The following is a 25,288-nucleotide window of genomic DNA, read 5'->3' on the forward strand; positions in this document are numbered from 1 at the left end:
ACTCGGCGGTGCGGACGCCCTCAACATTGCCACCAAACTGAACTGACTTCAACTAGTCTGCTGATTCCTGCACCTACTTCGGTTCACTTCCAATGGAGCGCTCATGTCTGACATCCCCCGGCTCGGCGTCGTCGGCTGCGGCCTCATGGGTTCCGGCATCGCGGAGATCGCGGCGCTGCGCGGCCTGGACGTCACCGTCGCCGAGTCGACGCCCGAGCTGGCCGCGGCGGGCCGCGACCGCGTCACCGCATCGCTGGACCGCGGACTGAGGCGCGGCAAACTCACCGAGGACGCCAGGGATCAGGCCCTGGACCGGCTCTCGTTCACCCATGACCTGCACGCGTTGGCCGACCGCCAGTTCGTCATCGAGGCAGCCGCCGAGAACCGGGAGGTGAAGCTCGACATCTTCCGGCGCCTGGACAAGGTGGTGACCGATCCGGACGCCGTCCTCGCCACCAACACGTCCTCGATCCCGGTGGTCGACATCGCCGTCGCCACGGGCCGGCCCTCCCAGGTCGTGGGCATGCACTTCTTCAACCCCGTACCGGTGCAGAAGCTGGTCGAGGTCATTCCCGCCCTGACCACCGCCGCCGCCACCGTGGCCCGGACCCGGGACCTCGCCACCGCGCACCTGGGCAAGCAGGTCGTCCAGGCGCCGGACCGCTCGGGCTTCGTGGTCAACGCGCTGCTGGTGCCTTATCTGCTCGCGGCGATACGCATGGTCGAATCCGGCGCGGCCCGCGCCGAGGACGTCGACCGGGGAATGGAGCTGGGCTGCGCCCACCCGATGGGACCACTCAGGCTCCTCGACCTGATCGGCCTGGACACGGCGCAGGCGGTCGCGGAATCGCTGTACGAGGAGTTCAGGGAGCCGCTGTACGCCGCTCCCCCGCTGCTGCGGCGGATGGTCGCGGCGGGCCACCTCGGCCGCAAGAGCGGGCGGGGGTTCTACGGGTACGACGCCTGACGGGGCGGGTGCGCACGAGGATGCCCCGCACGGCACCCACCCACCGGGCCTTGCCGTGCGGGGCATCCCGGGGATGACCGGAGTCAGACCCTGCGCAGGAGCGCGGCGAGGGCCTGTCCTCCTCCGATACGCATCGTGACGACACCCAGTTCCAGGTCGCGCCGGTCGCTACGACCGGGTGCCCCAACGCGATGGCGCCCCCGTAGGGGCTGAACAGGGCACCGGCGGCAGCATCGTGTCCATGTCCAGCATCGCGGGCATCCAGGCCGGGCTGTCCTCGGCCTCCTACGACTCGGCCAAGGCCGGAGTGATCCAACTGGCGCGCACCGCCGCGTACGAACTGTCGCCGTACCGGATCCGCTCCAACGTCATCATGCCCGGCCTGATCCTCACTCCGATCATGGCCAAGGGGACCGGTCTCGACCCGTCGCAGTACGAGGCGTTCGTCGACGCCCTGGCCGAACCGCTCGGCCGGCTGCACCCGATCGGCCGCGCGGGCCTGCCCCGGGACCTGGCGGGCATGGCCCTGTTCTTCGCCAGTGACCGCTCGGAGTTCATCACCGGCCAGCTCATCCCGGTGGACGGCGGGTTGGTGTCCGTCCGCTAGGTCCTGTGACCGGGGTCGGTGATGGGGGCCTGCGATGGGGGCCCTTCGGTAGGGGGAGCTTCGGTTGGGGAGCGCGGCACAGAGGTTCGCGCGCCCCCGGCCAAGTCCCAGTCGAACATCACTTGCCCCTCTTCCGGTACGCCGCCGGCGCGGCTGTACGTCGCCAGTGCCGCCGCGTTGTCCTCGCCTGTGATCGTCCACACGCCGTAGCAGCCGCGTTCACGCGCCAGATCCGCGAGCGCCGACACCAGGGCCCGGCCGACACCGCGCCCGCGGAACGACTCGTCCACACCCAGCTCGTACAGGAACATCTCGGTCCCCTTGTCCGGATGCGTCATCTCGACACCAGCGACGATCCCGGCGGGAACGTCATCCACGTAGGCGATCACCAGGTGATGCCCCTCGTCCGCCAGAAACCGTTCGGTCGCCTCTCGCCGCGGGCGACCGTCGAAGAGGTGCCCGGCCGCCTCGACGTCCTTCATCCGACTGATGCGACGTATCTCCATGCACGGATACTGGCAGCTCCCGCGCGACATTCTCTCGGCTTCTTCCGTGCGACCGCTCTATGCGCATAGAGTCCCTGTTGTCATGTCCGCATCAAAGACTGACGGTCTGGTCACTGCCCACCGCGCGATCCGGGGAAGGCACATGTCCTCAGGCACCATCACCGCACGACTCCTACCCGCCACGGGTCCGGTCCGCCGGCTCGGCACGATGACGGCGCTGGTCGCCGTCGTCCTGTCCTTGCTGTTCGCCCTGCCCGGCACCGCCTCCGCGAAGACCCCACGGGAGACCGCGCGGGAGAGTGCGCACCCCACACCCGTTACCCATCCGGAGGACGACTACGCCGGATCCGGGCTGGCGCGCCGGAGCGGAAGCGCGCCGCGCGAGGTCATGCTCGCCGCCGCGCCCAGTACCGGCCCGGCCGGACTCGACGTCAGCTCCCATCAGGGGACGGTGGACTGGGCGAGCGTCAAGAGCAAGGGCGCCGCGTTCGCGTACGTCAAGGCCACCGAGGGGACCACGTACACCAGCCCCTCCTTCTCGCAGCAGTACAACGGCTCGGCGGGCGTCGGGCTGATCCGTGGCGCCTACCATTTCGCGCTGCCCAACAACTCCGGCGGCGCGGCCCAGGCCGACTGGTTCGTCAGCCACGGTGGCGGCTGGTCCGCCGACGGCAAGACACTGCCGCCCGCGCTGGACATCGAGTACAACCCCTACGGGGCCTCCTGCTACGGGCTGAGCCAGAGCGCGATGGTGTCCTGGATCCGGGCCTTCAGCGACCAGGTCCGCGCCAAGGTCGGGCGCTATCCCACGATCTACACCACCACCGACTGGTGGAACACCTGCACCGGCAGCAACAGCAGCTTCGGCGCGACCAACCCGCTGTGGGTCGCGCGCTACTCCAGTGCTCCGGGGGCTCTTCCGGCCGGCTGGTCCAGCCAGACGATCTGGCAGTACGCCGACTCCGGCACCTTCCCCGGCGACCAGAACACCTTCAACGGCACGTATGACGACCTGGTGGCCTTCGCGCGCGGCAGTTACTCGCCGCCGCCGACGACCGGCTGGCCCACCGTACGGCAGGGCTCCACGGGCGAGCGCGTCAAGACCGTGCAGTACCTGCTCAACGCGCACGGCTCCGCGCTCACGGTCGACGGCTCCTTCGGCCCCGCCAGCGACACCGCGGTCCGCTCCTTCCAGTCCGCGTCGGGCCTGGCCGCGGACGGCGTGGTGGGACCGGCGACCTGGCAGGCGCTGATCGTGACGGTACGGCAGGGCTCCACCGGCCATGCGGTCAAGGCGGTGCAGAGTCAGCTCAACGCGCACGGCTCCGCGCTCACCGTGGACGGCTCCTTCGGCCCCGCCAGCGACACCGCGGTCCGCTCCTTCCAGTCCGCCCACCGCCTCGCCGTGGACGGCGTCGTCGGTGCCAACACCTGGCAGGCACTGGTCGCCTGAGCGATCGGGCCGCACACCGGGCCTGACGGGGTCGCCCTCGGCACGGCCGTCCAGCGAAGTTCGAGGAGGAAGCATGAGCACAGCAGAGAACTCCGGGCGTGGCATGGACCGCCGCGCGCTGCTCCGGGGTGTGACCGGGCTGGCCGCCGCGGCCGGCGCCGCGACCGCGCTCAACCTGACCACCGCAGGCCCGGCCTCGGCCTACGGCTGGTCCCGCACCCTCCAGCAGGGCATGTCCGGGGCGGACGTGACCGAGTTGCAGATCCGCGTCGGGGGCTGGGCCGCCCCGAGCGCCCAGCGCGTGTTCATCGGCTGGGACGGTTCGTTCGGCCCGGCGACCGACGGCGCTGTCCGGCGGTTCCAGGCGGCGTACGGACTGTCGGCGGACGGTGTCGCGGGACCGCAGACGCACAGCCTGCTCAACAGCCTGGAGAGCGCGGACGGTTCGACGGCGCACTTCGACTGGACCGAGTTCCACTCCAAGGACGGAGCCGGTTTCGGTGGCGGCAAGGTGGGTTCGGCGGAGGTCAAGGAGAACGTCCGCCGGCTGATGTACAAGCTGGAGGCGGTGCGCAAGAAGGCCGGCAACAGCGCGATCACCGTCAACTCCGGCTTCCGCAGCATCGCCCACAACGCGGCATCGGGCGGCGCGTCCAACAGCATGCATGTCTACGGTGTCGCCGGTGACATCGTGGTCTCGGGGCACACCACCCTCCAGGTGTACCGGATCGCCGAGACCTGCGGATTCTCCGGTCTTGAGGCGTACACCCACTCCTGGCAGCACTGCGACAGCCGGGTCCAGTACCCCTCCTACGGATCCGGCTCCTGGTGGTGGGAGAGCGGCACGGTGTGACGGCCGGGCTTCACCGGGCCCCGGCGGCGGCGACTTCGGTCGCCGCCGCGCGGCCTTCCGCCACGGCGTGGGCGATGCGGCGCGGTACGACGCTGTCGCCGATCGCGAGGGTGGTCTGGTGGGCCGCCGGGATGAAGTCCGGTCGGCGCGGGCGGCGTTCGCCGACGGTGACCAGGCAGTCGGCGGGGATACGTGTCTCGCGGCCGTCCATGACATCGCGCAGGACGACTCCGTCGGGGGTGGTGGCGGTGACGGTGCTCAGCACGAGCACGCGCAGGAGCGCGCCCAGGAGGCGGTGCGTCAACTGGGTCCGGTTCTCCGGCGAGAGACCCGTCGCGAAGCCCGTGCCGGGGGTGACGAGGGTGACCTCGCGGGCACCGGCCGCCAGCGCGCTCTCGACCGCGCCGATGCCCTGCCACCAGCCGAAGCCGTCGTCCAGGACGACGACTCGGGGCGCCCGAGGCATGAGATCCGCGTACTGATGCAGGAAGTCCGTGCTGGTGAGGGTCCGCAGCACGCCCGGTACGGGGACGGCCGCCTCCTCGGCTCCGGTGGCGAGCACGATGTGGGCGTACGCGGCCAGCTCCTCCGTTGTCGGAGCCGTCTCCAGAAGTACGCGTACGCCGAGGACGGCGAGCTGGTCGCGCTGGTAGTCGACGAACCGCTGCCAGCCGGAGCGGTGTGCGGCGCGGCCCGCGAGGCGCGCCTGGCCGCCGGTCTCCCGGGCCCTGTCGAAGACGACGACGTCACCTCCGGTGCGGGCGAGGGCCATCGCGCACTCCATGCCTGCGGGGCCCGCGCCGATGACGGCGACGGGGCCGGGCCGGGCGCCGATCCTGAGGCCGGTGCCTGTTCGGGTGCCTGAACGGGTCCCCGTCCGCGTGATGGACAGCGCAACCGCCGGACGGAGTTCCGCTCCCGGCGGGCCGAGTTCGGGGTTGACCGAGCAGGAACCGGTGGGTTCGAAGGTCCGGCAGCCGTCGTTGCAGCCCGTGCAGGGGCGCACCGCGCGCTCGTCGCCCGCGACGACCTTGCGGGCGAAGTCCGGGTCGGCGATGAACGGCCGCGCCATGCCGACCAGGTCGGCCCCGGCGCCGAGCGCGCGCTCGATGTCGGCCACCGACCGGAACCCCTGGCTGACGATCAACGGCGCCGGGACCGCCGCCCGCAGCCGGGCCACGGACTCCAGCAGGGGCGGACGCGTGGTCGCCATCCCGGGTACATAGGTGTTGCGGACTCCGGTGGTGACGTTCACGTACGCGACGGGCGAGGCGGCACACAGGCGCGGAAGCAGCTCGACCAGGTCGTCCAGACCGAGCCCGGAGTCCTCGCCGGCCTCCACCGACACCCGTACGCCGATGGGGAGTTCACCGATCTCGGTGCGGATGGCGTCGATCACCTCGGTGAGCAGGGCAAGCCGGTCGCCGTACGCGTCGTCGCGGGTGTTGTTCGCGCGGGAGAGGAACTGGGCGAGCAGATAGCCATGGGCCGCGTGCAACTCGACGCCGTGGAACCCGGCCCGCACGCTGTTCGCCGCCGAAATACGGAAGGCGTCGACGACTCCGCGTACGTCGTCGCCGCTCAGCGGGTGGGGTGCGGTCGCCTCACGGGGTGAGCGCACCGCCGACGACGACACCGGCGGGTAGTAGGTGCCGGCGCCCAGGGTCTCCCGGCCGAGGTGGACGAGTTGGGCGATGGCCACGGCGCCCGCGCCAGTCACGGCCTCGGCGCGGCGGCGTACGGCGTCCTCGATCCCGGGCCGCCATGCCTCGGTCAGATAGCGGTGCGGCAGCGTCGACTCGGGGGCGACGGCGGTGCCGCCGGTGACCACCATGCCGACGCCGCCCCGGGCGAGCCGTCGCCAGTAGGCCGCGTCGGCCTCTGTCGGGGCGCCGTCCGTGACGGCGGCGGTGGCATGGGCCGTCACGACGAGGCGGTTGCGGAGGGTGAGACCGCCGAGCGTGAAGGGCGCGGCGAGGGCGAGATCCGTACGGTCCGATCGGGTGCTTGGCGTCATGGTGGGTTCCCTGCCTTCTCAGGCGGCGGCGTGCGGGGTGAGGCCGATGAGCGCGGCGAGCCGGTCGCGGTGCCGGTCGGCCGTGCCGAACAGCACCTCGCTGCTGCGCGCCCGGCGCAGATACAGGTGTGCCGGGTGTTCCCACGTGAAGCCGATCCCGCCGTGGAGTTGGACATGTTCGGCCGCCGCGAGGAGGAAGGTCTCGGAGCACACCACGGCGGCGGCGCTCGCGGCCACCGGCAGCTCGGGCGACGCCACGGCCACGCACGCACTCGCGTACGCGGACGCCGAGCGGGCCGCCTCCCGTGCGACGAGGACATCGGCGAGCCGGTGTTTGACGGCCTGGAAGGAGCCGATGGGCCGCCCGAACTGGTGGCGCTGGGAGACGAACGCGACGGTGTCGTCCAGCACGCGACCGCTGCCGCCCACCTGCTCGGCGGCGAGAGCGGCCCGCCCAACGTCGAGCGTCGCCGCGACGACGGCGTCGGTCCGCTCGGGCACACCCACGGCGGTGGCGGTCGCCCCGTGGAACTCCACGAGTGCCTGGCGGCGGGTCTCGTCCAACACGCGGCGAGGTGTCCGGCGGCAGGTGTCCGGGGTCGGCTCACAGGCGAACAGCCCTGTGCCGCCGGGGACTTGGGCCCGTACCAGGATCAGTTCGGCCCCGGCCCCGTCGAGCACGAAGTCGGCCCGGCCGCGCAGGACCCAGCGCGCGCCCACCTGCTCGGCGACGACGCCGGATTCACCGGAGCCGGACGCAGAGGCGTCGAAGGCGTCGAGATCACCGGTCCCGAAGCCGGCCACGGTCGCGGTGAGGGTGCCGTCCGCGATCCGCGGCAGATACCGCTCGGCCGCCTCCCGGTCCTCGCCGTACAGCAGGGCGTGCGCGGCGAGGACGACCGTGGGCAGCAGCGGTGCGCAGTACAGCGCGCGCCCGAACTCCTCCAGGGCGACGGCGAGTTCGAGGAAGGTGAAGCCCGACCCGCCGTACTCCTCGGGGACGGCAAGCCCGTGGACACCGATCTCACCCGCCAGCCGCGCCCACAGCACCTCGTCGTGTCCACGGGGAGTGGCCAGATGTTGTCGGACATCATCGGGACCACTCGCTTCGGCGCAGAAATCCCGCAGGACGGCGCGCAGTTGCCCCTGCTCGTCGGTCTCGGACAGCAGTTGCGGGTCGATGTCGGGGTGTGGGCGGTGCATGGGTCTCCATCGTGGGCGCGAGGGTCAGCGGGGCGTGGTCTGCTGGTGGTACTTCTCGGAGGCGGCGGTGATGGCCGCCATGGTCCGCGTCTTCCATTCGTTGTCGCGGACCCAGGCGTTGTGTTCGCGGATGGGCCGCAACTGGCCCCGGAATTCGGGGATGACGTATTCGGCCCAGAGTTCGACCGCGCGCTTCTGCCGGTCGAAGGTGGTGAAGTCGGTGAGCGTCATCACGAAGCTGCCGAAGCCACCGGTCTGGTCGGCCAGCTTCCGGATCAGCTCGACGGCCGTGTCGGGCGTCCCGATCAGGATCGCCCCGGACGCGATGGCGTCGTCGATCATGCCCTCGACGTCCGGCTTGTCGGATGCGGGCAGCGGTGAGATGTGGGCGAGATAGTTCCAGATCTCCTCGAAGCCGTAGGTGCAGTCCTGGCGGGCCTGTTCCTCGGTCTCGGCGATATGGGTGATCGCGGAGAGGCGCCACTTCCTGCGGTCGACGGTCCTGCCGTGTGCCGCCGCCTCCTTCTCCGCGATGCCCCAGTGCGTACGGAGCGCCTCGAAGGCGGCCGGTGAACTCGCGGACAGGTTGATCATGCCCACGCCGAGCCGACCGGAGGTCACCGGTCCCGACGGCGAGGTGACCGCGGCGACGACCACGTCCAGTTCGGGGACGGTGTAGGGGCGCAGTTGCAGCTTCGCGTCATGCAGGTCGTACCAGTCGGTCGTCTCGGTGACGGTCTCTCCGCGCAGGAGCCGCATGATGACGTCGGCCGCTTCGAGCATGCGGTCGCGCTGGGTGGCCGGGTCGATGCCGAGCATGTGGGCGTCCGAGAGCAGTTGCCCGGGGCCGAAGCCCATCATCGCGCGGCCATGGGTGAGGTGGTCGAGCGTCACCAGCCGCTCGGCGAGCAGGAAAGGGTTGTGGTACGGCAGCGAGTTCACCGCGGTGCCCAGCTTGATGGTGCGGGTGGTGCGCGCGACGGCGGCGAGCATCAGCTCCGGGGAGCCGATCGGTTCATGCCCTCCGGAGTGATGCTCGCCCAGCCATGCCTCCTGGAATCCGAGCCGGTCGGCCATCTCGATGATGGCGAGGTCCCGCTCGAAGAGGACGGTCGGGCTGACACCGATCTTGTGGAAGGGCGCCATGAAGACGCCGAAGTCGGTCGGGTGGTGCGATGTGGACATGGTCGATCAGCCTCTCGCCGGGGAGCCGTACGTGGACTGCGGGGGTGTGGGGCACGGGGAATGTGCGACCACAGGTGTGTGCGTCAGAGCGAGGGCTGTGTCACGCTGCCGCCGAAGGCGAGGACCAGCGGGATCGGGTCGAAGTGCTCCACGAAGCGGACGATCCTGCCGTCCCGGACGGTGAAGCGGGTGACGTACTCGTTCTTGTACTCGACCGGCCGCACCATCTCCATGTCGCTCTTGTAGAAGGTGACGACCTCGCCGGGGTCGGAGTGCAGAGTGTCGACGCGGATGTCGTACAGACCCTCGGTGACGATGGACTCCGGCAGCGGAGCGAGGAACTCCATGACGGCCTCCACTCCGTCGATCCGGCGCGGGAACCCGGCCGGCGCCCACCGCATCTCGAAGACGACATCGGGCGCCAGCAGCTCGCGCTTGGTGTCGAAGTCCCAGTCGTTGATCGCTTGGAGATATCTCGCGGCGATGGCCATGTTCGCCTGCCGCAGCGCTTCGTCTTCCATACGGCTACCTAACTGAGTTTGGTTCGATTCACAGAGAAGCTAGGCGCTCGGAACCCGAGGGTCAATGGTCGCGTAAGGCAAACCTGGGACGGTCAGACGGTGCATGACTCTTCCACATCCGGGGGCGCCCTGAGTACGCTAACCAAAGTGAATTGAGTTCGATAGAAGGGCCGGTTCTGCTGTCCGGCCGACTGATCGGGACACAAGGAGCGCCGTGGCCATGTTCGTCGACAACGGGGACCTCACCACCGACGTGCTCCGGGGTGCCTACGGGCGGTTCCCGTCCGGAGTCACCGCCGTCTGCGGCCTGGTGGACGCCCGGCCGGCCGGTATCGCGGCCAGCTCGTTCACCTCGGTCTCGCTCCGGCCGCCGCTGGTGTCGGTGTGTGTCGCCCGCACCTCGACCACCTGGCCGGTGCTGCGGCAGGCCTCGCATCTGGGGGTGAGCGTGCTCGCCGAGGACCAGGGCCCGGTGGCGCGCGCGCTGGCGGCCAGGTCACCCGACCGGTTCGCGTCCGTGGACTGGGTGGCCGAGCCGCGGGGTTCCGTGTTCGTCCTCGGGGCGGCGCTCTGGCTGGAGTGCCGGATCACCGAGGAGATCCCGGCCGGCGACCATACGATCGCGCTGCTCGAAGTAGACCGGCTCTCCCCGCACGCCACGGTCCCCCCAGTGGTCTTCCATGCCAGCACCTTCCGGTCCCTCGCGAAGAGCTGACATGTACGTCGACGCACGCCACCCCGTCGTCCTCCTGGCGGAGACCGACGACCTGACCCGCTTCAGCGTGGTAGCCGACAGCCACGAAGCCCTCGCCGAGCGAGCCGGGCAGTTCGGCCGGCTCGCCGACGGGGTGGCCTTCGTACGGTGCGACTGGATACGTGGCTCCGGCCCCGGGACCCCGGAGTGGCCGACGGCGCTGGAGGCGATGTTCGCGTTCGCGGAGTCGTCCGGGTGGCTGACGGACGGTCATGTCCAGGCGCACATCGTCGGACCGGATCCGGGTCCGGCCTGAAGTCCCGCCCCATGGCGCTCGTGGAGCGTCTACCTCCAGGGTTCCGCCGGGGTGCCCCAGGGAGTCCGCGAGGGTGCCCCAGGGAGGTGGGGGCACCCTCCGACAACTACGCCTCGCTGACGCCCCGTTCCCGGGCGATGGCGGTGTCCGCCGCCGTCAGGCCGAAGACCAGGGCCGAGGCGAGACCGCCCGCGTAGGCGCGGTGCCACAGGCCGCCGGTGTCCGATCCGGCGGCGAGGAGTCCGTCGAGGGGGCGGCCGTCCGCGCGCAGGACGCGCGCCCGGTCGTCGATGAGCACGCCGTGGAACGGGAAGGTGATGGCCGGTGCCGTCTCGATGACGTAGTACGGGGGTTCGTCCAGCGGGAGGCGGTCCAGCTCACGGCCGGGCGAAAGCTCCGTCCCCAGTGACGCCTGGGCGTTGAACAGCTCGACGGCGTCGCGGATCGTCTCGCCCCGGTATCCCCACTCCTCGGGCAGGAAGGCGAGTTCGTCAAGGTCTTCGGCGAGCCCCACGCGCCCCCCTCGCCTGCTCGCCAGGGCGAACTTGTCGACCGCGACCGCGCCCTCGACGTACGAGCCGACGATCCAGTCACGGAACACCCGCGCGTCGGCGATGAGGAGGCCGCGGCTCTCCGGCTGTTCCAGGAGCGCCATGGTGGTGAGGTGATCGCCCAGGGTCTCGTCGGCGAAGCGCTCTCCGCGCAGGTTGAAGAGGAGGGCGTGCTCGCTGTAGTAGAGCGACATGTCGACGAAGTCGGCCGGGTCGGCGAAGGGGATGCCGCTGGGGACGAGGTGGCCGTAGAAGCCCGCGTCGGCACCGCCGGTGGCCGCGCCGGCCTCGGTGGCCAGACGGTAGCCGCCGCCACGGCTGTGGGGGTTGGAGCGCAGCTCCATCCGGTCGGCGTGCGGGTGCACGTGTGCGGCGCGCAGGGCGGGGTCGCCCTGGAATCCGCCGGTCGCGACGAGCGTCGTACGGGCCCGTATCCGCCGGTGTGCGCCGTCGGCCGTCCGCACCTCCGCCCCGACAACGGCGCCGTCCTCGACGAGCAGCCGTTCGGTCTCGGTTTCGAGCAGCAGTTCGCCACCGCCCTGAAGGACGAGGTGCCGGCAGGTGTCGACGTAGTGGTGGGTGTCGAACTGGTGCCCTTGGCCGAAGCTGAGGATGCGCTGGGCGTCCTTGGCCTCCACGCCGAGGGAGCGGATCCAGGCGATGCCGTCGGCGAACCGGTCCACGAGGGCGCGCCTGAGCGCGAGGTCTCCCCGTGGGTTGTGCCGGTCCATGACCTCGTGGCTCGGTGCGGTCCAGGCGTACCCGGCGAAGCGCGCGGAGCCTCCGACTTCGGCGCCGATTTCGGCGACCACCACGGACAGGCCGTCGCGTACGGCGCGGGCGGCGGCGGTCAGCCCCGCCATGCCCGCACCCACGACCAGCAGATCCACACCTTCAGCGCTGCTCATACGGTTCTCTCCTCCGGGACGGTGACGGGAGACTTCAGCCCTGTGCGACCGCGACGGGAGCGTCGTCCTGGCCGTCGAAGTAGGCCTGTTCGGCGCGGGCGAGGAACGTCGGGTCGGCGGGTCCGCCGCTGACGGCGATGGAGCCGTCGTGCAGGACGACGACCTCGTGGCAGGCGGACGCGGCGCGGCCGAGCGACTGTTCGAGGAGGACGACCGTGATGCCGTCGTGGGCGAGCTTCCCGAGGCGTGCGTACACCTCGTCGACCATCGCCGGGGACAGGCCGAGCGCCGGTTCGTCGACGATCAGGAGGTCGGGTCCCGCCATCAGGGCCCGTGCGACCGCGAGGATCTGCTGTTCGCCGCCGGAGAGCCCGGCCACGGGTGCGCCCATCCGCTCGCGCAGGCGCGGGGGCAGCCATTCGGCGGTCTCCGCGAGCCGTTCCCGCAGCGCGGCTCCCTTGACGCCCGCGGCGTACGCGGCGACCTCCAGGTTCTCCCGTAGCGAGAGCGTCTTGAACAGGGCACGGCCCTCGGGCACGAGCGCGGTGCGCAGCCCGTCGTCCGCCGCGCGCCGGCCGCCGGTGGGCGCGAGTGAGCCGTGCAGGATCCGGCCGAGGGTGCTCTTGCCGGCTCCGTTGGCCCCGACCACTCCGACGACACTGCCGCGCGGGATGGCGAGGTCGACGCCCCGCAGAGCGGTCACCCCGCCGTACGCGTGATCCACGCCGTGGAGCCGTACCGCGGCCCGCTCGGTGCCGTCCCGGAGCGGAAGTTCGCCGCGGGCGCCGCCTTCGCCGAGGTAGGAGGAGCGCACCCGGGGGTCGTCCAGGACCTTGCCGGGCTCGCCCTCACCGATGGGCCGGCCGAAGTCGAAGGCGACCACGCGGTGGGCGACCGCGAACAGGTCGTCGAGGACGTGGTCGATGATCACGACGGTGGTCCCGCGCCGCTGCTGTCGCACGATCTGCCGCGCCAGCAGGGTGCGTTCGGCGGCGTCGAGGCCGCCGAACGGCTCGTCCAGGATGAGCAGTTCGGGCTCCTCGGCGAGCGCCCTGGCGAGGTCGAGCCGCTTGTGCAGGCCGAACGACAGCTCGTCGGGGTACCGGTCCGCGACCTGCGCGAGGCCGATCTCGTCCAGCAGTCCGGTGGCTCTGGCCCGGTCGCGCGCGGTGATGCGGCGGCGCGTGCAGAGGACGTTCTCCAGGACGGTCAGCTCTGAGAAGGTCTCGGCGTGCTGGAAGGTGCGCCCGATGCCGAGCCTGCGGCGGGCGGTGGCGCGGGTCTTCAGCAGGGCCTTGCCCCGGTAGACGGCGCTGCCCGTCACGCGTCCGCCGCCGGCGAGGCCGGACAGGACGTTGAGCAGGGTCGTCTTGCCCGCGCCGTTGGGCCCGATGATCGCCAGGGTCTCGCCGGTCCGTACGGAGAGCGAGGCACCCTCCAGCGCTTTGAGGCCGCCGAAGGTGACCGTCGTGTCGTCAAGTACGAGCACTTCAGGGGCGGTGGGAGCAGGGGGCGGGGCGGGCTGCGGGGGGTCGTCGGAGTGGTCCACGAGGGCGGCGGGGGGCGTCGCGGGCCGCCGCCGCAGGCGGTGGGCCAGCCGGGCGAGGGCCGGCACCACGCCGCCCGGCAGGAACAGCAGCGCCGCGATGAGCACGATGCCCTGGAGGATCGGCTGCGGCAGACCCACGCCCTCGGCGGCCGTGGGCGCCCAGGTCAGATACGCCCCGCCCACCACGGCGCCGGTGAGGGTGCCGGGGCCGCCGAGTACGCACGCCGCGATCAGCGAGATGGACAGTGCCAGCGAGAACCGGTCCGGGCTGACGAATCCGACGACCAGGGCGAGGAGCACACCGGCCATCGCGGCGAACACGGCGCTGACCGCGAAGGCCAGCGCCGACTGGGCCTCGGGCGCGATCCCGATCGAACGGGCCGCCATCGGATGGGACTTGGCGGCGACGAGCCGCATCCGCAGGGCGCTGGGCCGGGCGAGGGCGGCCAGCGCGAGCGCCACCCCGGCCACGCCGACGGCGATGTACTGGGCCTGCGTCCCGGCGCTCGCGAGGGTGCCGAGGCCGAGTGCACTGTCCAGCTTCTCCATGGCGACACCCTGGTCACCGCCGGTGACGCTGGTCCACTGGCCCATCACCTCCAGCGACACCATGGTGAACGCGAGGGTGAGCAGGGCGACGTACAGCATCGAGAACCGTGCGCCCATGCCTCCCAGGAACGCGCCGAACGCCGCGGCGCACCCGGCCGCGCCGAGCACGACCAGCTCCAGGGACCAGCCGTGGGTGCTGCCGTACGCCGCGAAGTAGGCGCCCATGGCGAAGAACGCGGGGTGGGCGATGGACCAGATGCCCGCCCATCCGGCGAGGAGGTTCATCGAGAGGACGAGGACGGTGTAGACGGCCGCGAGCCCGACGGAGTACGCCTGGTACGGCGGTACGGCCCCCGTGCTGAGCACGGTGATGAGCACGGCGGCGAGAAGCGGACCGAGCGCCGCTCTGGCCAGGTGGGAACGCTGGACGACGGACATGTACCGCTCCTCAGACCCGCTGGAACGTGCGCGTGCCGAACAGCCCCTGGGGGCGGATCAGCAGCACGAGGATGGTGAACGTGAACACGAAGGTGTCGCGGTAGCCGGCCGAGACGTAGCTCGCGGCCACGTTCTCCAGGACGCCGACCGTGACACCGCCGATGACGGCCCCGTACATGCTGGTCAGGCCGCCGAGGAAGATCCCGGCGAAGGCGCGGAACAGCGGGGCGCCGAGGACGGTCGGCACCAGTCCGGCGCGCGGTGCGTACAGGAACGCGGCGAGCGCGGCGAGGCCGAGTCCGAGCGCCCAGGCGATCCGGGCGATGCGCTGGGAGCCGATGCCGAGGATCTGCGCGGTGTCGGCGGACTCGGCGACGGCGCGCATCGCGGAGCCGATGGTGGTGCGTCCGAAGAGGTAGGCGACGAGCGCCATCGCGACGGCCGCGACGGCGATGGTCAGCAGGCTCTGCGTCGGGATCGCGGAACCGCCGAAGGACACGGATCCCTGCACCAGGCTGGGGAAGAGCCGTGGTTGGTCGTCCCAGATGGTGCTCATGACGCTCTCGGCGATGAGCGAGATACCCATCGTCATGACGAGCGCCGAGAGCAGATCCCCCTGCCCCAGCGGCCTGATCACCAGCTCGCGGGCGATCAGGCCGGTCGCCGCGGTGACGACCATCGCGGCGAGGAGGACCAGGGGCAGCGGGACACCGCTGTCGTACAGCGTCAGCGCCCCGTAGAGGCCGACGGTCGCCAGGCTGGCGAGCGCGAAGTTGACCACGTCCGTGGCCCTGTAGATGATCACCAGCCCGAGGCCCATCAGGCCGTACACGGCGCCACTGGCGAGCCCGCTCACCAGGACGAGCAGGAACTGATCCACGTCGACCTCTCCCTTGAGCCCAGCACGCGCACGTCCTGCGCACCCGAGCCCACCGCTCCTACAAACTGAACTCAATTCGTGAACCGTAAGTGCCGAATCCCGGGCGGGCAAGACTCGTGCACGACTTGATCCGATCAGGTGGTGAACCGGCCCCCGTTGGCGAGGAGCACCGCCCCGACCAGGTTCGCCGCCGCGTCGCTCGCCAAGAACAGCGCGATGTCCGCGATCTCGTCGGCCGTCGCGTACGGCCGCACCCGGGGGTCGGCGAATCCACTGCGCAGCGCCTCGGGCGTGCGGGCCGCCATCCCGGTCCGGGTCGGGCCCGGCGCGACCACGTTCACCCGGATCCCGTCCGCCACGACCTCCTTGGCCACGGCCTGGCTCACGGCGTGTACGCCGGCCTTGGACGCCGCGTAATGCGGATAGCCGACGGGGGCGTCGAAGGCGGACGAGGAGCCGATCACGACGATCGCACCCGACGCGCGGGGACGCATGGCCCGCACCGAGGCGCGCAGCACATGGAAGGTCCCGTCCAGATTGACCCGCATCACGCGGGCCCAGGCCGCGTCGTCGAGCCAGCCGGTCACCTCGGGCGGGCGGCCCGCCGACAGCGCGTCCGCGATCCACTGCTTCGCCCGCGGGTCGTCCACCCCGGCCGCGTGCACCATGACGTCGAGCCGCCCGTACTCCCGCAGTACGTCCTCGACCGCGCCGTCGACAGCCGCCGCGTCCGCGACATCCAGCGCCGTCGCACGGGCGCCGGGCAACTCCTCGGCGACGGCTCCGGCCGCCTCCCGGTCGACGTCGGCCAGGACCACCGCCCGCACCCCCTCGGCGGCCAGTTGCCGGGCGACCGCCGCCCCGATCCCCGAACCGGCACCCGTCACCATGGCCACCCGATCCCGGAACCGCCCCTGGAATGGCCCCAGTTGCACTGCGTCACTCATCCCGACCACCCTTCCTTCCAGTCACCCGCTCACCCCGCCCACCCCACGGCACTCGGTCGGCGTCGACAGGGACTCAGCCATTGAACTGAATTCGTCTTTGGTATCGTGCCGCCGAGAGACTGACAAGCCCCGGGAAGGTGACCATGCGAGCGATGCGGCTGACCGCCTGGGGACAGGGACCGGTCCTCACCGAGGTCGAACGGCCCGCCCCGCATGGGGTCGAGGTGCTGGTGCGGGTGGAGGCCGTCGGGCTCTGCCACTCCGATCTGCACGTCGTCGACAGCACCCCGGGCGCCCTCCCCTACCGGCTGCCGTTCACCCTCGGCCACGAGGTCGCCGGGCACGTCGCGGAACTCGGCCCCGACGCAGGCGGGTTGGCGCCGGGAGACCGCGTGGTGATCTACGGCCCATGGGGCTGCGGGGAGTGCTCCCGCTGCGCCGCCGGACGGGACAACTACTGCGACCGGCGCGGCGGCCTCGACCGCCATGGGGTCGGACTCGGCCAGGACGGCGGGATGGCGGAGTACGTGCTCGTCCCGTCCGCCCGCCATCTGGTGCCGATCGGTGATCTGCCGGCCGAGCAGGCGGCACCGCTGTCCGACGCGGGCCTGACCTCGTACCACGCCATCGCCGGGCTGCGGCACACGCTCGGCGACCCGGCCTCCACCGCCGTCGTCATCGGCGTCGGCGGGCTCGGCCACCTGGCCGTCCAGATCCTGCGCGCGACCACCCCGGGCCGCGTCCTCGCCGTCGACATCCGCGAGGACGCCCTCGACCTCGCACACCGGTCGGGCGCCCACTTCACCACGCCGGTCCGGGACGACACCGCACACGTGCTCAGGACGCGGACCGGAGGCGTCGGCGTGGACGCGGTGCTCGACTTCGTCGGCAACGGGGCGACCCTCGACCTCGCCGCCGCCCTCCTGCGGCCGGGCGGGGAACTCGCGCTGGTCGGCAGCGGCGGCGGCCGGTTGACGGTCTGCAAGCCGGGCGCACTCCCGCCGGGCGCCCGGCTCTCCCTGCCGTTCTGGGGCACCCGCCCCGAACTCGCCGAAGTCGTCGCCCTGGCGCGCTCGGGCGCTCTCCATGTCGAAACGGAGCAATTCCCCTTGTCCGAGGCACCGGAGGCGTTCGCCCGGTTGCGGCGCGGGGAGGTTCGGGGGCGGGTGGTGCTCGTGCCGGAGTGACGGACACGGCACACCGAGGGGGGTATGGGCACCACCCTTCTGGGACGCCACCCCTTCTGGGACGCCACCGCTATTTGACCGACCGTTCCAGTTAGGTCTAGGGTCCTCCCGTGGCCAGGACCAAGGAATTCGATCCGGACGCCGCGCTCCAGTCGGCCCTTGAGCTGTTCTGGCGGCGCGGCTACGAAGCGACGTCGATGGCGGACCTCGTCGATCACCTCGGCATCGGCCGCGCCAGCATCTACGCGACCTTCGGCAACAAGCACGAGCTGTACCTGAAGGCGATGGACCGGTACGGCGAGACACGCGATCCGCGCCTCATCGCCGAACTGTCCCAGCCGGGCCCCGTACTGCCCGCCGTGCGGGCGTTGGTACGCCGGTTCGCGGCGGAGTCCGCCGCGCCGGAGTCCCGCCGGCACGGCTGCTTCATCACCAACACCGCGGCCGAACTGGCCCCGCACGACCCGGCGGCGGCCCGCCGGGTCGAGATCAGCTGGGAACACATCGAGACCCCCCTGCACGCGGCGCTCGTACGGGCCAAGGCCCAGGGCGAGTTGCCCGACGACCGTGATCCGCGCGCGCTCGCCCGCATGCTGTTCGTCGTGATGCAGGGCGTACGCGTCGTCGGCAAGGCGTCGGGCGACCCGGCCCGGGTGCGCGACGCGGCCGAACAGGCACTGGCACTGCTGGACTGACGACGCACACCCGGCGAAGGCGGCGGGGGCTATCCGCTGCCCGCATATTGAACCGATCGGTCAAATATAGGGAGGGGTCCGACCGCCATGAACGACGTCCGCGTCGACACCACGACGACCCGGCGCCACGCCTTCGTCCTCCTCGGCGCCGTCCAGAGCACCCTGATCTTCACGCTGGCCGCACTCGCCGTACCGCTCCCCCTCATCGGGCGCGAATTCGGCCTCGACCGCGCCGACCTGATCCTGCTCAGCGCCGCCTACGGCCTGACCTTCGCCGGGCTGCTGCTCTTCGGCGGACGCCTCGCGGACCGTTACGGCGGGCGGCGCGCGCTCACCGCGGGCCTGCTCCTCTTCGCCGCCGCGTCGGCCGCCGCGCCGCTCACCCCCGACATCGGGACGCTGGTCGCGGCGCGACTGGCCCAGGGCGCGGGGGCGGCGCTCATCGCGCCGGCCGCCATGGCCGTACTGCGCGCCGTCTTCCCCTCGCCCACCGCGTACGGCAGGGCGATGGTCACCTGGGGCGGCCTTTCGATACTCGGCGCGACCGCGGGCAATCTGCTCTCCGGTGTCATCTCGGCGCTGCTGTCGTGGCGTTGGACCTTCGCCGTGCCGCTCGCGGTCGCGCTCTCGGCCCTCGCCCTGATGCCCCGGCTACTGCCGGACACCGTGTCGCGACCCGGCCGGACGCTCGACCTGCCGGGTGCGCTGCTCGCCACCGTCGGGATCACCTCGGCCAGTTACGGGCTCGTCGTCACCGACACCCACCCCTGGTCGTCGGCCGCCGTCCTCGTGCCGCTGCTGGTCGGGGCCGTGCTGCTGGTCGCGTTCGGGTACGCCGAGCGCCGCGCCCGCGATCCGCTGCTGCCGCCGCGCTTCCTGCGCGACCGGCGGCGGGCCCTCGCCCTCACCGCCATCGCCCTGAGCGCCTGCGGCACCGCGCTGACCTTCGTGGTCCTCTCGCTCCACCTGCAACAGGCGCGCGACTGGTCGGCCCTGCGCACCTCGGCCGCCTTCGTACCGTTCGCCGTCGCGCTGCTCTCGTCCGGTCGCGCGGCGGGCCCGCTCGTCGGCCGGTACGGACCCCGGACCGTCACCGCCACCGGCCTCGGCACGGCCGCATCCGGGCTCGCCCTCCTCGCACTCACCGGGCTCGACGCGGACACCTCGTACGCGTACGGACTCCTGCCGGGCCTGGTGTTGCTGGCGGCCGGTACCGGGGCGTCCTTCGCGGGAGCCGCCGTGCTCGCCACCGAGGGGGTGCCGCCGGAGCGGACCGGGCTCGCGGGCGGTGTGCTGAACACGGCGATGGAGACCGGTCCGACCGTCCTGTTCGCCGTGGTGCTCGCCCTCGGCCGCGACGCCTGGTCCCTCGCCGCTACGGGCATCGCCCTGGCCGTCGCCGCCTTCCTGAACCACCGCGCCAAGTAGTCCACTCACTCACAAGTAGTCATTCACTCACAGGAGTCATCGCCATGAACCGCTTCACCGGCAAGTCCGTCCTCGTCACCGGTGCGGGCTCCGGCCTCGGCCGTGCCATCGCGCTCGCCTTCGCCGCCGAGGGCGCGTCCGTGGTCGCCGCCGGACGCACCCGGGCAACGCTGGACGAGACGGTCGGCCTGATCGAGGCCGCGCACGGTACGGCCGCCGCCGTCACCACCGATGTCACCGACTCCGGCCGTCTCCAGGGCCTCGTACGCGAAACGGTCACCCGCTTCGGCGGACTGGACATCGCGGTCAACAACGCCGGGATACTCCGGGGAGCCGGGCCCGTCGGCGAGGTGAGCGAGGAGGACTGGGACGCGGTGCTGCGGACCAATGTCACCGGTGTCTGGCTGGCGATGAAGCACGAGATCGCGCACATGAAGGCGAACGGCGGCGGCACCATCGTCAACATCTCCTCCAACCTGGGCGCCCACCTCCGGATCCCGGGCATCGCCGCCTACAGCACCTCGAAGGCGGCGGTCTCGGCACTGACCCGCGCCGCCGCCCTCGACCACATCCACCAGGGCATCCGTATCAACGCGGTCAGCCCGGGTGCCGCCGCGGGCCCCATGTCGCTGCGACCCGGCGAGACCGAGGCCGACCGTGCGGAGCGGGTGAAGACGGAGAACCCGCTCGGCCGGATCGCGGAGGCCGAGGAAGTGGCGGCGGCGGTCCTCTACCTCGCGTCGCCCGCGGCCGGCGCGGTCGTCGGCACGGACCTGGTGATCGACAGCGGGGCGTCGGCCTGACGTGAGGGAGCGGCGGCGCGCACCCGCACAGCGCCACCCGCACCGCCGCTCCCCTGCCGTCACCAGCCGACAAGCCACCGCGTCAGCGGCTACGAGGCGGCACGCACGTCGCGCACGGTGAAGGTGTGCGTCCCCGAGGGCACGCCGTAGACGGCCCTGTCTCCCTCGGCGCGCCGCAGGACCGCGCCGTCCGACGCCTCCCGCGAGGTACGGTTCCCCTTCGGCAGCCGTACCTCGGCCGTGGTGTTCGGCGGTACGTCGACCTTCAGCCGGAACACACCTTTCTTGAGCGTCCACTCCGCTGTCACGTGGCCGTACGGAGTGCGGTAGCTCCCTTCGACCTGGGTGAGGTCGCCGACGACGCGTGGATCGATCACCAGCTCGCGGTAGCCGGCGGAGCCGCGCGCCTGCCGGATGCCCGCAAGACCACCGTGGAACCGGAGCACTCTCCACAGCACGTCGTCGCGGCCACCGTCCAGCAGCGCGCGTACGGTCGGGGCGAGTCCGATCGTGCCGCCGCTGAAGTGCGGTCCGCCTCCGAACGGCCGGAAGTCCTCGACCAGTTCGACCAGCGCGTCGAGGACCCGCTGCCGCTCCCGCTCGGGGACGAGTCCCTCGTCGAGTGCGAGTGCCTGGGCGGCCTGCGTCGCACCGGTGGTGCCCTGGTTGCCCTGGCTCGTGTAGCGGCCCAGGGCGGTGTTGTAGAAGGCGTCGTTGAAGGCGTCCTTGATGTGCGAGGCGAGGGCGCGGTACGCGCTCGCATCGGCCGTGCGGCCGAGTACGGCGGCCATCCTCGCCATCCGGTCGGCGATCTGGTGGTAGCCCCAAGTGCCGGTGATACGGCCCGAGGTGGTGTCGGCCACGATCCAATCGGCGAGCGCGGCGTCGACGAGGTAGGCGTTGGCCCCGGTACCCGCCTTCCGTACCCTGATGTAGTCCATGAACGCCTGCATCTGGGGGTAGTAGCGCGCCATCGTCTGCGTGTCGCCGTACGTCTCGTACAGGAACCAGGGCGTCAGGACGATCCCGTTGCCCCAGTTGATCTCGTCGCCGAACCGGCCGGTGTAGCCCCAGTCGTACACGGGAGCCTTCAGGGCGACATTGCCGATGTTGTCGCCGGCCTTGGACTGCCCCTCCGCCAGGTGGCGTTGCATGGTGCGCAGATACGCGGCGTAGCCGAAGTGGCGGTGCAGCGAGCCGAAGGGCTGGAGGTAGTCCGCGGGGTAGGCCAGCTTCTCGCGTCCCGGGCAGTCCGTGAACGTCGACATCGTGTTGCTCATGATCGAGTACCGCGCCATGCGGTGGATCCGGTTGATCCGCTCGTTGGACGTGTGGAAGCTGCCTGCCACGGGGGTGTCCGCGTGGAGTTGCAGGCCCGTGACCGTGGCGGCGGTGGGCCGGTAGCCCGGCGGCAGACCCGTCACCTGGACCCATTGCATGCCGAAGTAGTGGAACCTGGGGTGCCAGGTCTCGCCCTTCCGGTCGCCGTACGTGGTGTACGCGGCGAACACATCGGTTCCGCGGCTGCCGCCACCGCCCATGACGGACGCCTGGTCGACGGTGCCGTCCGCGGCCAGTGACTCGGCGGGCAGGAGCTTGATCGTCGTGCCCGGCGGTACGGTGCCGTCGACCGAGAGTTCCGGCCAGCCGGCGAAGTTCTGGCCGAAGTCGAAGACCCAGACGCCCGGCTTGGGCTGGGTGATGGCGACGGGGCGGATCCGGTCCATGACCTTCACCGGTTCTCCCGCCCGCCAGACGAGTTCCGTCGTCAGGTTGGGCGGCGGGGCGATTCCCGCACCGACCCATCCGACGGGCGAACCGTCACGGCGCCTGGCCGACCGCCCGAGGTCGGCCCCCGGCGAGGTCCATCCGTCCTGTTCGCGGCGTGCGTCGTAGTCGGATCCCGAGAACCAGTTGGTGGTGGTCGTCGGGCCGAGCGCCGTCGACCACGCACGGTCGCTGACGACGGAGTGGACCGTACCGTCGGCGTCGGTGATCTCCAGGCGGGCGATCATGCGCGGTGCCACGGCGGCCCCGGCACTGGGATCGGTACTGGCGAGCGGGTTCCCCGAGCCGGTGACCGTGGCGCCGCTCGCGTGGGCCTTCTTCAGGGCCCCCGCGAAGGCGATGCCCGTCCCCTCCGCCCCGGCGGTGCCTATCGCCGTGATCTCGCGCGTCTCCAGCCGCCCGCCGCCGTCGCCCGTGTCGATGTTGATCGTGCCGCCCACGTGATACCCGGCCACACCGCTCACCTTGACGGCCGTGTCCCCGGCCGCGGCGGGCGCGGCGAGTGCCGTCAGCCCGGCGCGGGCGAGGACCACATCGAAGGCGTCGGCTCCGGTCGGGGGCGCCTGATTCCCGGCTTGGAAGCGTTCGACCCGGAGTGCTCCCGAGGGCCACGAACGGGTCGCGTTCTCGACGGCGGTGAGCAGCGGCTCGGGGCCGCAGGCGTAGATCAGGGTGTCGGCGTCCGGCTCGCCGAGGTGGCCGTCGAGGTCGAGCAGCCCGTGCCGGTCCTGCGGGCGGACGGCCACCTGATCTCCGTAGGCGGCGAGTTCGTCCAGGAAGGCCATCGAGGAGCGGGTCCGGCCGCCGTACAGCAGGCTCCACTCCGCCGCCGCTGCCTGCGCGGCGGCGACCATGGGCAGCAGGGGGGTGATGCCGATGCCGCCCGCCACGAACAGGTAGCGCCCGGCCGGCCGGAGCAGGAAGGTGTTGCGCGGCCCGCGCACTCGCACCCGTGTTCCGGTGCGAAGTTCGGTGTGCACATGGGCCGAGCCACCACGGCTGTCCGGGACACGCAGGACGCCGATGCGCCACGCCGACCTGTCCTGAAGGTCGCCGCACAGCGAGTAGTGGCGGACCGTTCCACCGTCGAGCAGCAGGTCGATGTGGGCACCCGGCCGCCACGGCGGGAGAGGCGTGGCATCCGGGTGACGGAGCGTCAAAGTGACTACGGCATCGGCGACTTGACGCCGTTCCGCGACGACGAGTGAAGTCTCGCGAGGGAGGGTGGGGGGATGGTTCACGTTCGGCTTCCCGCTTTCACAGGACACAGGGCGACGCCCATGTCACCGAAAAGGAGGTCGGCGCACGGACTGACGCCCAAGGGCAGGTCAGGTCGTGGATCGCGCGACGGAAGGCATGGCGACGGACGGCGTTTCCTGAGAAGGACCTTAGCCCGACATACGACTGTGCGTTACCGAACCGTTATCCCGCACGGTCGGTCGGGCACCACATTCCGGCCACGGTTCCACACCCCCGGGAGCCCCGGGATGCCACCGAACGGCCGGATCTCCTTCGGCGGGGCGCCGTAACCGGAACAGCAAGCCCAGTGTCTCCGCGCGCGGCCGGTGCCGAACACGGCGAGGGCCGCGGATGTCTCAGAAGCACCCCCCGACCAGGGGGAGTTCGTTGGCCGAAGTGCGCGGCACGGCCATCCCTCGCCCCCCACTAGCATCGCGGATTGAGCATGATCACGACATGGGGGGATGGGTATGCGCAGCATGAAGAACGTCTCGGCGCGCGCCAAGGTGCGTGCCGCCGTCACCGCTCTCGGCGTCAGCATCGGGCTGATAGCCACCGCCACACCGGCCCACGCGGTCACCTACACGACCACGGACAACTGCAATGTTCCGTGGATCAACTGCTCGTACGGTGATCTGTGGCTGCTGTACAACTCCAAGGCGCTCGCGGTCAAGGACGGCAAGTACCTCACGAGTTGGTCCTCGTTCTACGGGAACGTCAACGACTACTGGGGAACCAGCCAGTACCAGGGCTCCACCCTGACGACATACCGCTATGTGTTCAACGGCAACGGCAACGGTTCCTGGCAGTACATGAAGAACAACGCGGCCTCGGTGCGCAACTGCTCCGACGTGGACAACTACCGCGTGTACTACAACTCCGGATACCTGGGCCACTCCCAGTACTTCGGGCACACCACCGCGTGGGCCTCCTGCACCTTCGTCGACCTCGACTCGACGCTCAAGAACAACAACGCCTCCCAGCACTTCGCCTGATCAGGGTCAAGGAGCCACCCATGAACTGGACCAAGCGTTCCACCGCCGCCCTTGTCCTGATCGCGACGGCCGGTCTGATCACCGCGTGCGGAGCGGGGACCACCGGCGGTGACACCTCGGCGGCCGGAGCACCCGTGGCCGGCGACCAGCCGATCGTCAACAAGGCCAATTGGCCCGAGGCGACACCGACGAGCGGTCTCGCCAAGGGTCTGTCCCTCCCTCTGGAGGACTACATGCAGACCTACGAGGAGACCGTCACCCTGGATCAGGCGAGCCGCACACTCCAGGAAGAGTGCATGGCCGGGTACGGCTTCAGCATTCAGCTTCCGCTCGCCGGAGCCACACCGCCGCCGAACGACAACGATGCCAACATCGAGCGCCGCTACGGCATCACGGACCGGGCCGCAGCCGCCCAGTACGGCTACGGGCTGCCCGACGAGCTGAACAACCAGACCCGGCAGAAGATGCCCGACCTGACCGACGACCAGATCGAGGTGCTCACCGGCCACACCAAGCCCACCACGACCGGTCCCGACACCGTGCCCACGTCCGAACCGGCCCCCGACACCTACCAGGGCAAGAAGATCCACCCGGGCGGCTGCGTGGGCTGGAGCGACAGCCAGATCGGACAGTCGCAGATCGACCTCTCCCTCGTATCGGAGCTGGACGGCCAGAGCCTCACCGCGTCGCAGCGAACCCCAGCCGTACAGGGGGCCGTCTCGGCCTGGTCCCAGTGCATGAAGACCAAGGGCTATGACGCCGCCACCCCTTACGAGGCCGCCGAGATCGTCGGACACATCGACGGCGCCCCGTCCGATGAGGAGACCGCCGTTGCGGTCGCCGACGTCGACTGCAAGGAGTCCACGGACCTCGTCGCGATCTGGTTCAAGGAGGACACCGCGATCCAGAAGAAGCAGATCGCCGAGCATCTGACCGGTCTTACCGGCGCGCGCAACCAGAACACGAAGGCGCTCGCCGCCGCCGACAAGGCGGTCACCGGCTGACCCTG

General features: G+C 71.2%; 22 protein-coding genes. 12 read left to right on the top strand and 10 right to left on the bottom strand.

What is annotated here, in order from left to right; all coding sequences use genetic code 11:
* Nucleotides 1–103 precede the first annotated feature (103 nt).
* Both ACIQNU_RS19125 and ACIQNU_RS19130 read left to right on the top strand, forming a co-directional pair.
* Nucleotides 104–967, top strand: coding sequence for a 3-hydroxybutyryl-CoA dehydrogenase (locus ACIQNU_RS19125; protein WP_401367485.1), 864 nt, complete (start codon nucleotides 104–106; stop codon nucleotides 965–967).
* A gap of 178 nt (nucleotides 968–1,145) precedes the next feature.
* Nucleotides 1,146–1,574: an SDR family NAD(P)-dependent oxidoreductase gene (locus ACIQNU_RS19130; RefSeq protein WP_401367488.1), complete on the top strand. Its 429-nt coding sequence runs from the start codon at nucleotides 1,146–1,148 to the stop codon at nucleotides 1,572–1,574.
* Here ACIQNU_RS19130 and ACIQNU_RS19135 read toward each other — a convergent pair.
* A complete protein-coding gene (locus tag ACIQNU_RS19135; protein ID WP_401367490.1) occupies nucleotides 1,571–2,056 on the bottom strand; it encodes a GNAT family N-acetyltransferase in 486 nt (161 codons plus the stop codon). The two genes, ACIQNU_RS19130 and ACIQNU_RS19135, sit on opposite strands and share 4 nt — an antisense overlap.
* Nucleotides 2,057–2,222: 166 nt before the next feature.
* On the opposite strand from ACIQNU_RS19135, the gene ACIQNU_RS19140 reads away from it, so the two are divergent.
* Together ACIQNU_RS19140 and ACIQNU_RS19145 are read left to right on the top strand one after the other, a co-directional pair.
* Nucleotides 2,223–3,533, top strand: a complete 1,311-nt coding sequence (locus ACIQNU_RS19140) for a GH25 family lysozyme (RefSeq protein WP_401367493.1) — start codon at nucleotides 2,223–2,225, stop codon at nucleotides 3,531–3,533.
* Between the two features lie 73 nt (nucleotides 3,534–3,606).
* On the top strand, nucleotides 3,607–4,386 hold the full coding sequence (locus ACIQNU_RS19145) for a D-Ala-D-Ala carboxypeptidase family metallohydrolase (protein WP_401367495.1): 780 nt from the start codon (nucleotides 3,607–3,609) through the stop codon (nucleotides 4,384–4,386).
* 10 nt (nucleotides 4,387–4,396) lie between these two features.
* Here the strand turns inward: ACIQNU_RS19145 and ACIQNU_RS19150 are convergent, their stop codons facing one another.
* The 4 genes from ACIQNU_RS19150 to ACIQNU_RS19165 all read right to left on the bottom strand — a co-directional run bounded on the left by ACIQNU_RS19150 (nucleotide 4,397) and on the right by ACIQNU_RS19165 (nucleotide 9,312).
* Entirely contained in the window at nucleotides 4,397–6,403 is a 2,007-nt protein-coding gene (locus ACIQNU_RS19150) for an FAD-dependent oxidoreductase (RefSeq protein WP_401367498.1), read from the bottom strand.
* 18 nt (nucleotides 6,404–6,421) lie between these two features.
* Nucleotides 6,422–7,606: an acyl-CoA dehydrogenase family protein gene (locus ACIQNU_RS19155; protein WP_401367501.1), complete on the bottom strand. Its 1,185-nt coding sequence runs from the start codon at nucleotides 7,604–7,606 to the stop codon at nucleotides 6,422–6,424.
* Between the two features lie 24 nt (nucleotides 7,607–7,630).
* Nucleotides 7,631–8,791 (bottom strand): LLM class flavin-dependent oxidoreductase, encoded by a 1,161-nt coding sequence (locus ACIQNU_RS19160; RefSeq protein WP_401367504.1) that lies wholly within the window; start codon nucleotides 8,789–8,791, stop codon nucleotides 7,631–7,633.
* An 83-nt stretch (nucleotides 8,792–8,874) separates the two neighbouring features.
* Nucleotides 8,875–9,312: a nuclear transport factor 2 family protein gene (locus tag ACIQNU_RS19165; RefSeq protein WP_401367506.1), complete on the bottom strand. Its 438-nt coding sequence runs from the start codon at nucleotides 9,310–9,312 to the stop codon at nucleotides 8,875–8,877.
* A gap of 220 nt (nucleotides 9,313–9,532) precedes the next feature.
* Between ACIQNU_RS19165 and ACIQNU_RS19170 the strand changes: the two genes are divergently transcribed.
* A complete protein-coding gene (locus ACIQNU_RS19170; RefSeq protein WP_401367509.1) occupies nucleotides 9,533–10,027 on the top strand; it encodes a flavin reductase family protein in 495 nt (164 codons plus the stop codon).
* Nucleotide 10,028: 1 nt separating this feature from the next.
* Nucleotides 10,029–10,322, top strand: coding sequence for a hypothetical protein (locus ACIQNU_RS19175; protein ID WP_401367512.1), 294 nt, complete (start codon nucleotides 10,029–10,031; stop codon nucleotides 10,320–10,322).
* Between the two features lie 106 nt (nucleotides 10,323–10,428).
* On the opposite strand, the gene ACIQNU_RS19180 is transcribed toward ACIQNU_RS19175, so the two are convergent.
* From ACIQNU_RS19180 to ACIQNU_RS19195, 4 genes are all read right to left on the bottom strand, one after another.
* Nucleotides 10,429–11,781, bottom strand: coding sequence for an FAD-binding protein (locus ACIQNU_RS19180; RefSeq protein ID WP_401367515.1), 1,353 nt, complete (start codon nucleotides 11,779–11,781; stop codon nucleotides 10,429–10,431).
* A 34-nt stretch (nucleotides 11,782–11,815) separates the two neighbouring features.
* Nucleotides 11,816–14,317, bottom strand: a complete 2,502-nt coding sequence (locus ACIQNU_RS19185) for an ATP-binding cassette domain-containing protein (RefSeq protein WP_401367517.1) — start codon at nucleotides 14,315–14,317, stop codon at nucleotides 11,816–11,818.
* A gap of 10 nt (nucleotides 14,318–14,327) precedes the next feature.
* Complete coding sequence (locus ACIQNU_RS19190) at nucleotides 14,328–15,197, bottom strand: branched-chain amino acid ABC transporter permease (RefSeq protein WP_401367519.1); 870 nt, start codon at nucleotides 15,195–15,197, stop codon at nucleotides 14,328–14,330.
* A 134-nt stretch (nucleotides 15,198–15,331) separates the two neighbouring features.
* Nucleotides 15,332–16,144, bottom strand: coding sequence for an SDR family NAD(P)-dependent oxidoreductase (locus tag ACIQNU_RS19195; RefSeq protein ID WP_401367522.1), 813 nt, complete (start codon nucleotides 16,142–16,144; stop codon nucleotides 15,332–15,334).
* A 143-nt stretch (nucleotides 16,145–16,287) separates the two neighbouring features.
* Here ACIQNU_RS19195 and ACIQNU_RS19200 point away from each other — a divergent pair, with 143 nt between their 5' ends.
* The 4 genes from ACIQNU_RS19200 (at nucleotide 16,288) to ACIQNU_RS19215 (ending at nucleotide 20,257) form a co-directional block, all read left to right on the top strand.
* Nucleotides 16,288–17,331 carry an NAD(P)-dependent alcohol dehydrogenase gene (locus ACIQNU_RS19200; RefSeq protein WP_401367525.1) on the top strand — a complete coding sequence of 348 codons (1,044 nt, stop codon included), beginning with the start codon at nucleotides 16,288–16,290 and terminating at the stop codon, nucleotides 17,329–17,331.
* 110 nt (nucleotides 17,332–17,441) lie between these two features.
* Nucleotides 17,442–18,026: a TetR/AcrR family transcriptional regulator gene (locus ACIQNU_RS19205; RefSeq protein ID WP_401367527.1), complete on the top strand. Its 585-nt coding sequence runs from the start codon at nucleotides 17,442–17,444 to the stop codon at nucleotides 18,024–18,026.
* A gap of 87 nt (nucleotides 18,027–18,113) precedes the next feature.
* A complete protein-coding gene (locus tag ACIQNU_RS19210; protein WP_401367530.1) occupies nucleotides 18,114–19,454 on the top strand; it encodes an MFS transporter in 1,341 nt (446 codons plus the stop codon).
* Nucleotides 19,455–19,498: 44 nt separating this feature from the next.
* Entirely contained in the window at nucleotides 19,499–20,257 is a 759-nt protein-coding gene (locus tag ACIQNU_RS19215; protein ID WP_401367532.1) for an SDR family NAD(P)-dependent oxidoreductase, read from the top strand.
* An 89-nt stretch (nucleotides 20,258–20,346) separates the two neighbouring features.
* Here ACIQNU_RS19215 and ACIQNU_RS19220 read toward each other — a convergent pair whose 3' ends face one another.
* Nucleotides 20,347–23,205 (bottom strand): family 78 glycoside hydrolase catalytic domain, encoded by a 2,859-nt coding sequence (locus ACIQNU_RS19220; RefSeq protein ID WP_401367534.1) that lies wholly within the window; start codon nucleotides 23,203–23,205, stop codon nucleotides 20,347–20,349.
* Between the two features lie 549 nt (nucleotides 23,206–23,754).
* On the opposite strand from ACIQNU_RS19220, the gene ACIQNU_RS19225 reads away from it, so the two are divergent.
* Both ACIQNU_RS19225 and ACIQNU_RS19230 read left to right on the top strand, forming a co-directional pair.
* A complete protein-coding gene (locus ACIQNU_RS19225) occupies nucleotides 23,755–24,279 on the top strand; it encodes a hypothetical protein (RefSeq protein ID WP_401367537.1) in 525 nt (174 codons plus the stop codon).
* Nucleotides 24,280–24,299: 20 nt separating this feature from the next.
* Nucleotides 24,300–25,283, top strand: coding sequence for a hypothetical protein (locus tag ACIQNU_RS19230; protein WP_401367540.1), 984 nt, complete (start codon nucleotides 24,300–24,302; stop codon nucleotides 25,281–25,283).
* The last annotated feature ends 5 nt before the right edge of the window (nucleotides 25,284–25,288 follow it).

The sequence above is a fragment of the Streptomyces sp. NPDC091292 genome (assembly GCF_044757265.1).
Classification (GTDB): Bacteria; Actinomycetota; Actinomycetes; order Streptomycetales; family Streptomycetaceae; genus Streptomyces.

Coding starts and splice junctions, on each gene's coding strand:
- ACIQNU_RS19165 (WP_401367506.1), bottom strand. CDS start 9,312: ATGGAAGACGAAGCGCTGCGGCAGGCGAACATGGCCATCGCCGCGAGA.
- ACIQNU_RS19125 (WP_401367485.1), top strand. CDS start 104: ATGTCTGACATCCCCCGGCTCGGCGTCGTCGGCTGCGGCCTCATGGGT.
- ACIQNU_RS19180 (WP_401367515.1), bottom strand. CDS start 11,781: ATGAGCAGCGCTGAAGGTGTGGATCTGCTGGTCGTGGGTGCGGGCATG.
- ACIQNU_RS19215 (WP_401367532.1), top strand. CDS start 19,499: ATGAACCGCTTCACCGGCAAGTCCGTCCTCGTCACCGGTGCGGGCTCC.
- ACIQNU_RS19140 (WP_401367493.1), top strand. CDS start 2,223: ATGTCCTCAGGCACCATCACCGCACGACTCCTACCCGCCACGGGTCCG.
- ACIQNU_RS19135 (WP_401367490.1), bottom strand. CDS start 2,056: ATGAAGGACGTCGAGGCGGCCGGGCACCTCTTCGACGGTCGCCCGCGG.
- ACIQNU_RS19195 (WP_401367522.1), bottom strand. CDS start 16,144: ATGAGTGACGCAGTGCAACTGGGGCCATTCCAGGGGCGGTTCCGGGAT.
- ACIQNU_RS19200 (WP_401367525.1), top strand. CDS start 16,288: ATGCGAGCGATGCGGCTGACCGCCTGGGGACAGGGACCGGTCCTCACC.
- ACIQNU_RS19225 (WP_401367537.1), top strand. CDS start 23,755: ATGCGCAGCATGAAGAACGTCTCGGCGCGCGCCAAGGTGCGTGCCGCC.
- ACIQNU_RS19210 (WP_401367530.1), top strand. CDS start 18,114: ATGAACGACGTCCGCGTCGACACCACGACGACCCGGCGCCACGCCTTC.
- ACIQNU_RS19155 (WP_401367501.1), bottom strand. CDS start 7,606: ATGCACCGCCCACACCCCGACATCGACCCGCAACTGCTGTCCGAGACC.
- ACIQNU_RS19230 (WP_401367540.1), top strand. CDS start 24,300: ATGAACTGGACCAAGCGTTCCACCGCCGCCCTTGTCCTGATCGCGACG.
- ACIQNU_RS19175 (WP_401367512.1), top strand. CDS start 10,029: ATGTACGTCGACGCACGCCACCCCGTCGTCCTCCTGGCGGAGACCGAC.
- ACIQNU_RS19145 (WP_401367495.1), top strand. CDS start 3,607: ATGAGCACAGCAGAGAACTCCGGGCGTGGCATGGACCGCCGCGCGCTG.
- ACIQNU_RS19170 (WP_401367509.1), top strand. CDS start 9,533: ATGTTCGTCGACAACGGGGACCTCACCACCGACGTGCTCCGGGGTGCC.
- ACIQNU_RS19185 (WP_401367517.1), bottom strand. CDS start 14,317: ATGTCCGTCGTCCAGCGTTCCCACCTGGCCAGAGCGGCGCTCGGTCCG.
- ACIQNU_RS19160 (WP_401367504.1), bottom strand. CDS start 8,791: ATGTCCACATCGCACCACCCGACCGACTTCGGCGTCTTCATGGCGCCC.
- ACIQNU_RS19150 (WP_401367498.1), bottom strand. CDS start 6,403: ATGACGCCAAGCACCCGATCGGACCGTACGGATCTCGCCCTCGCCGCG.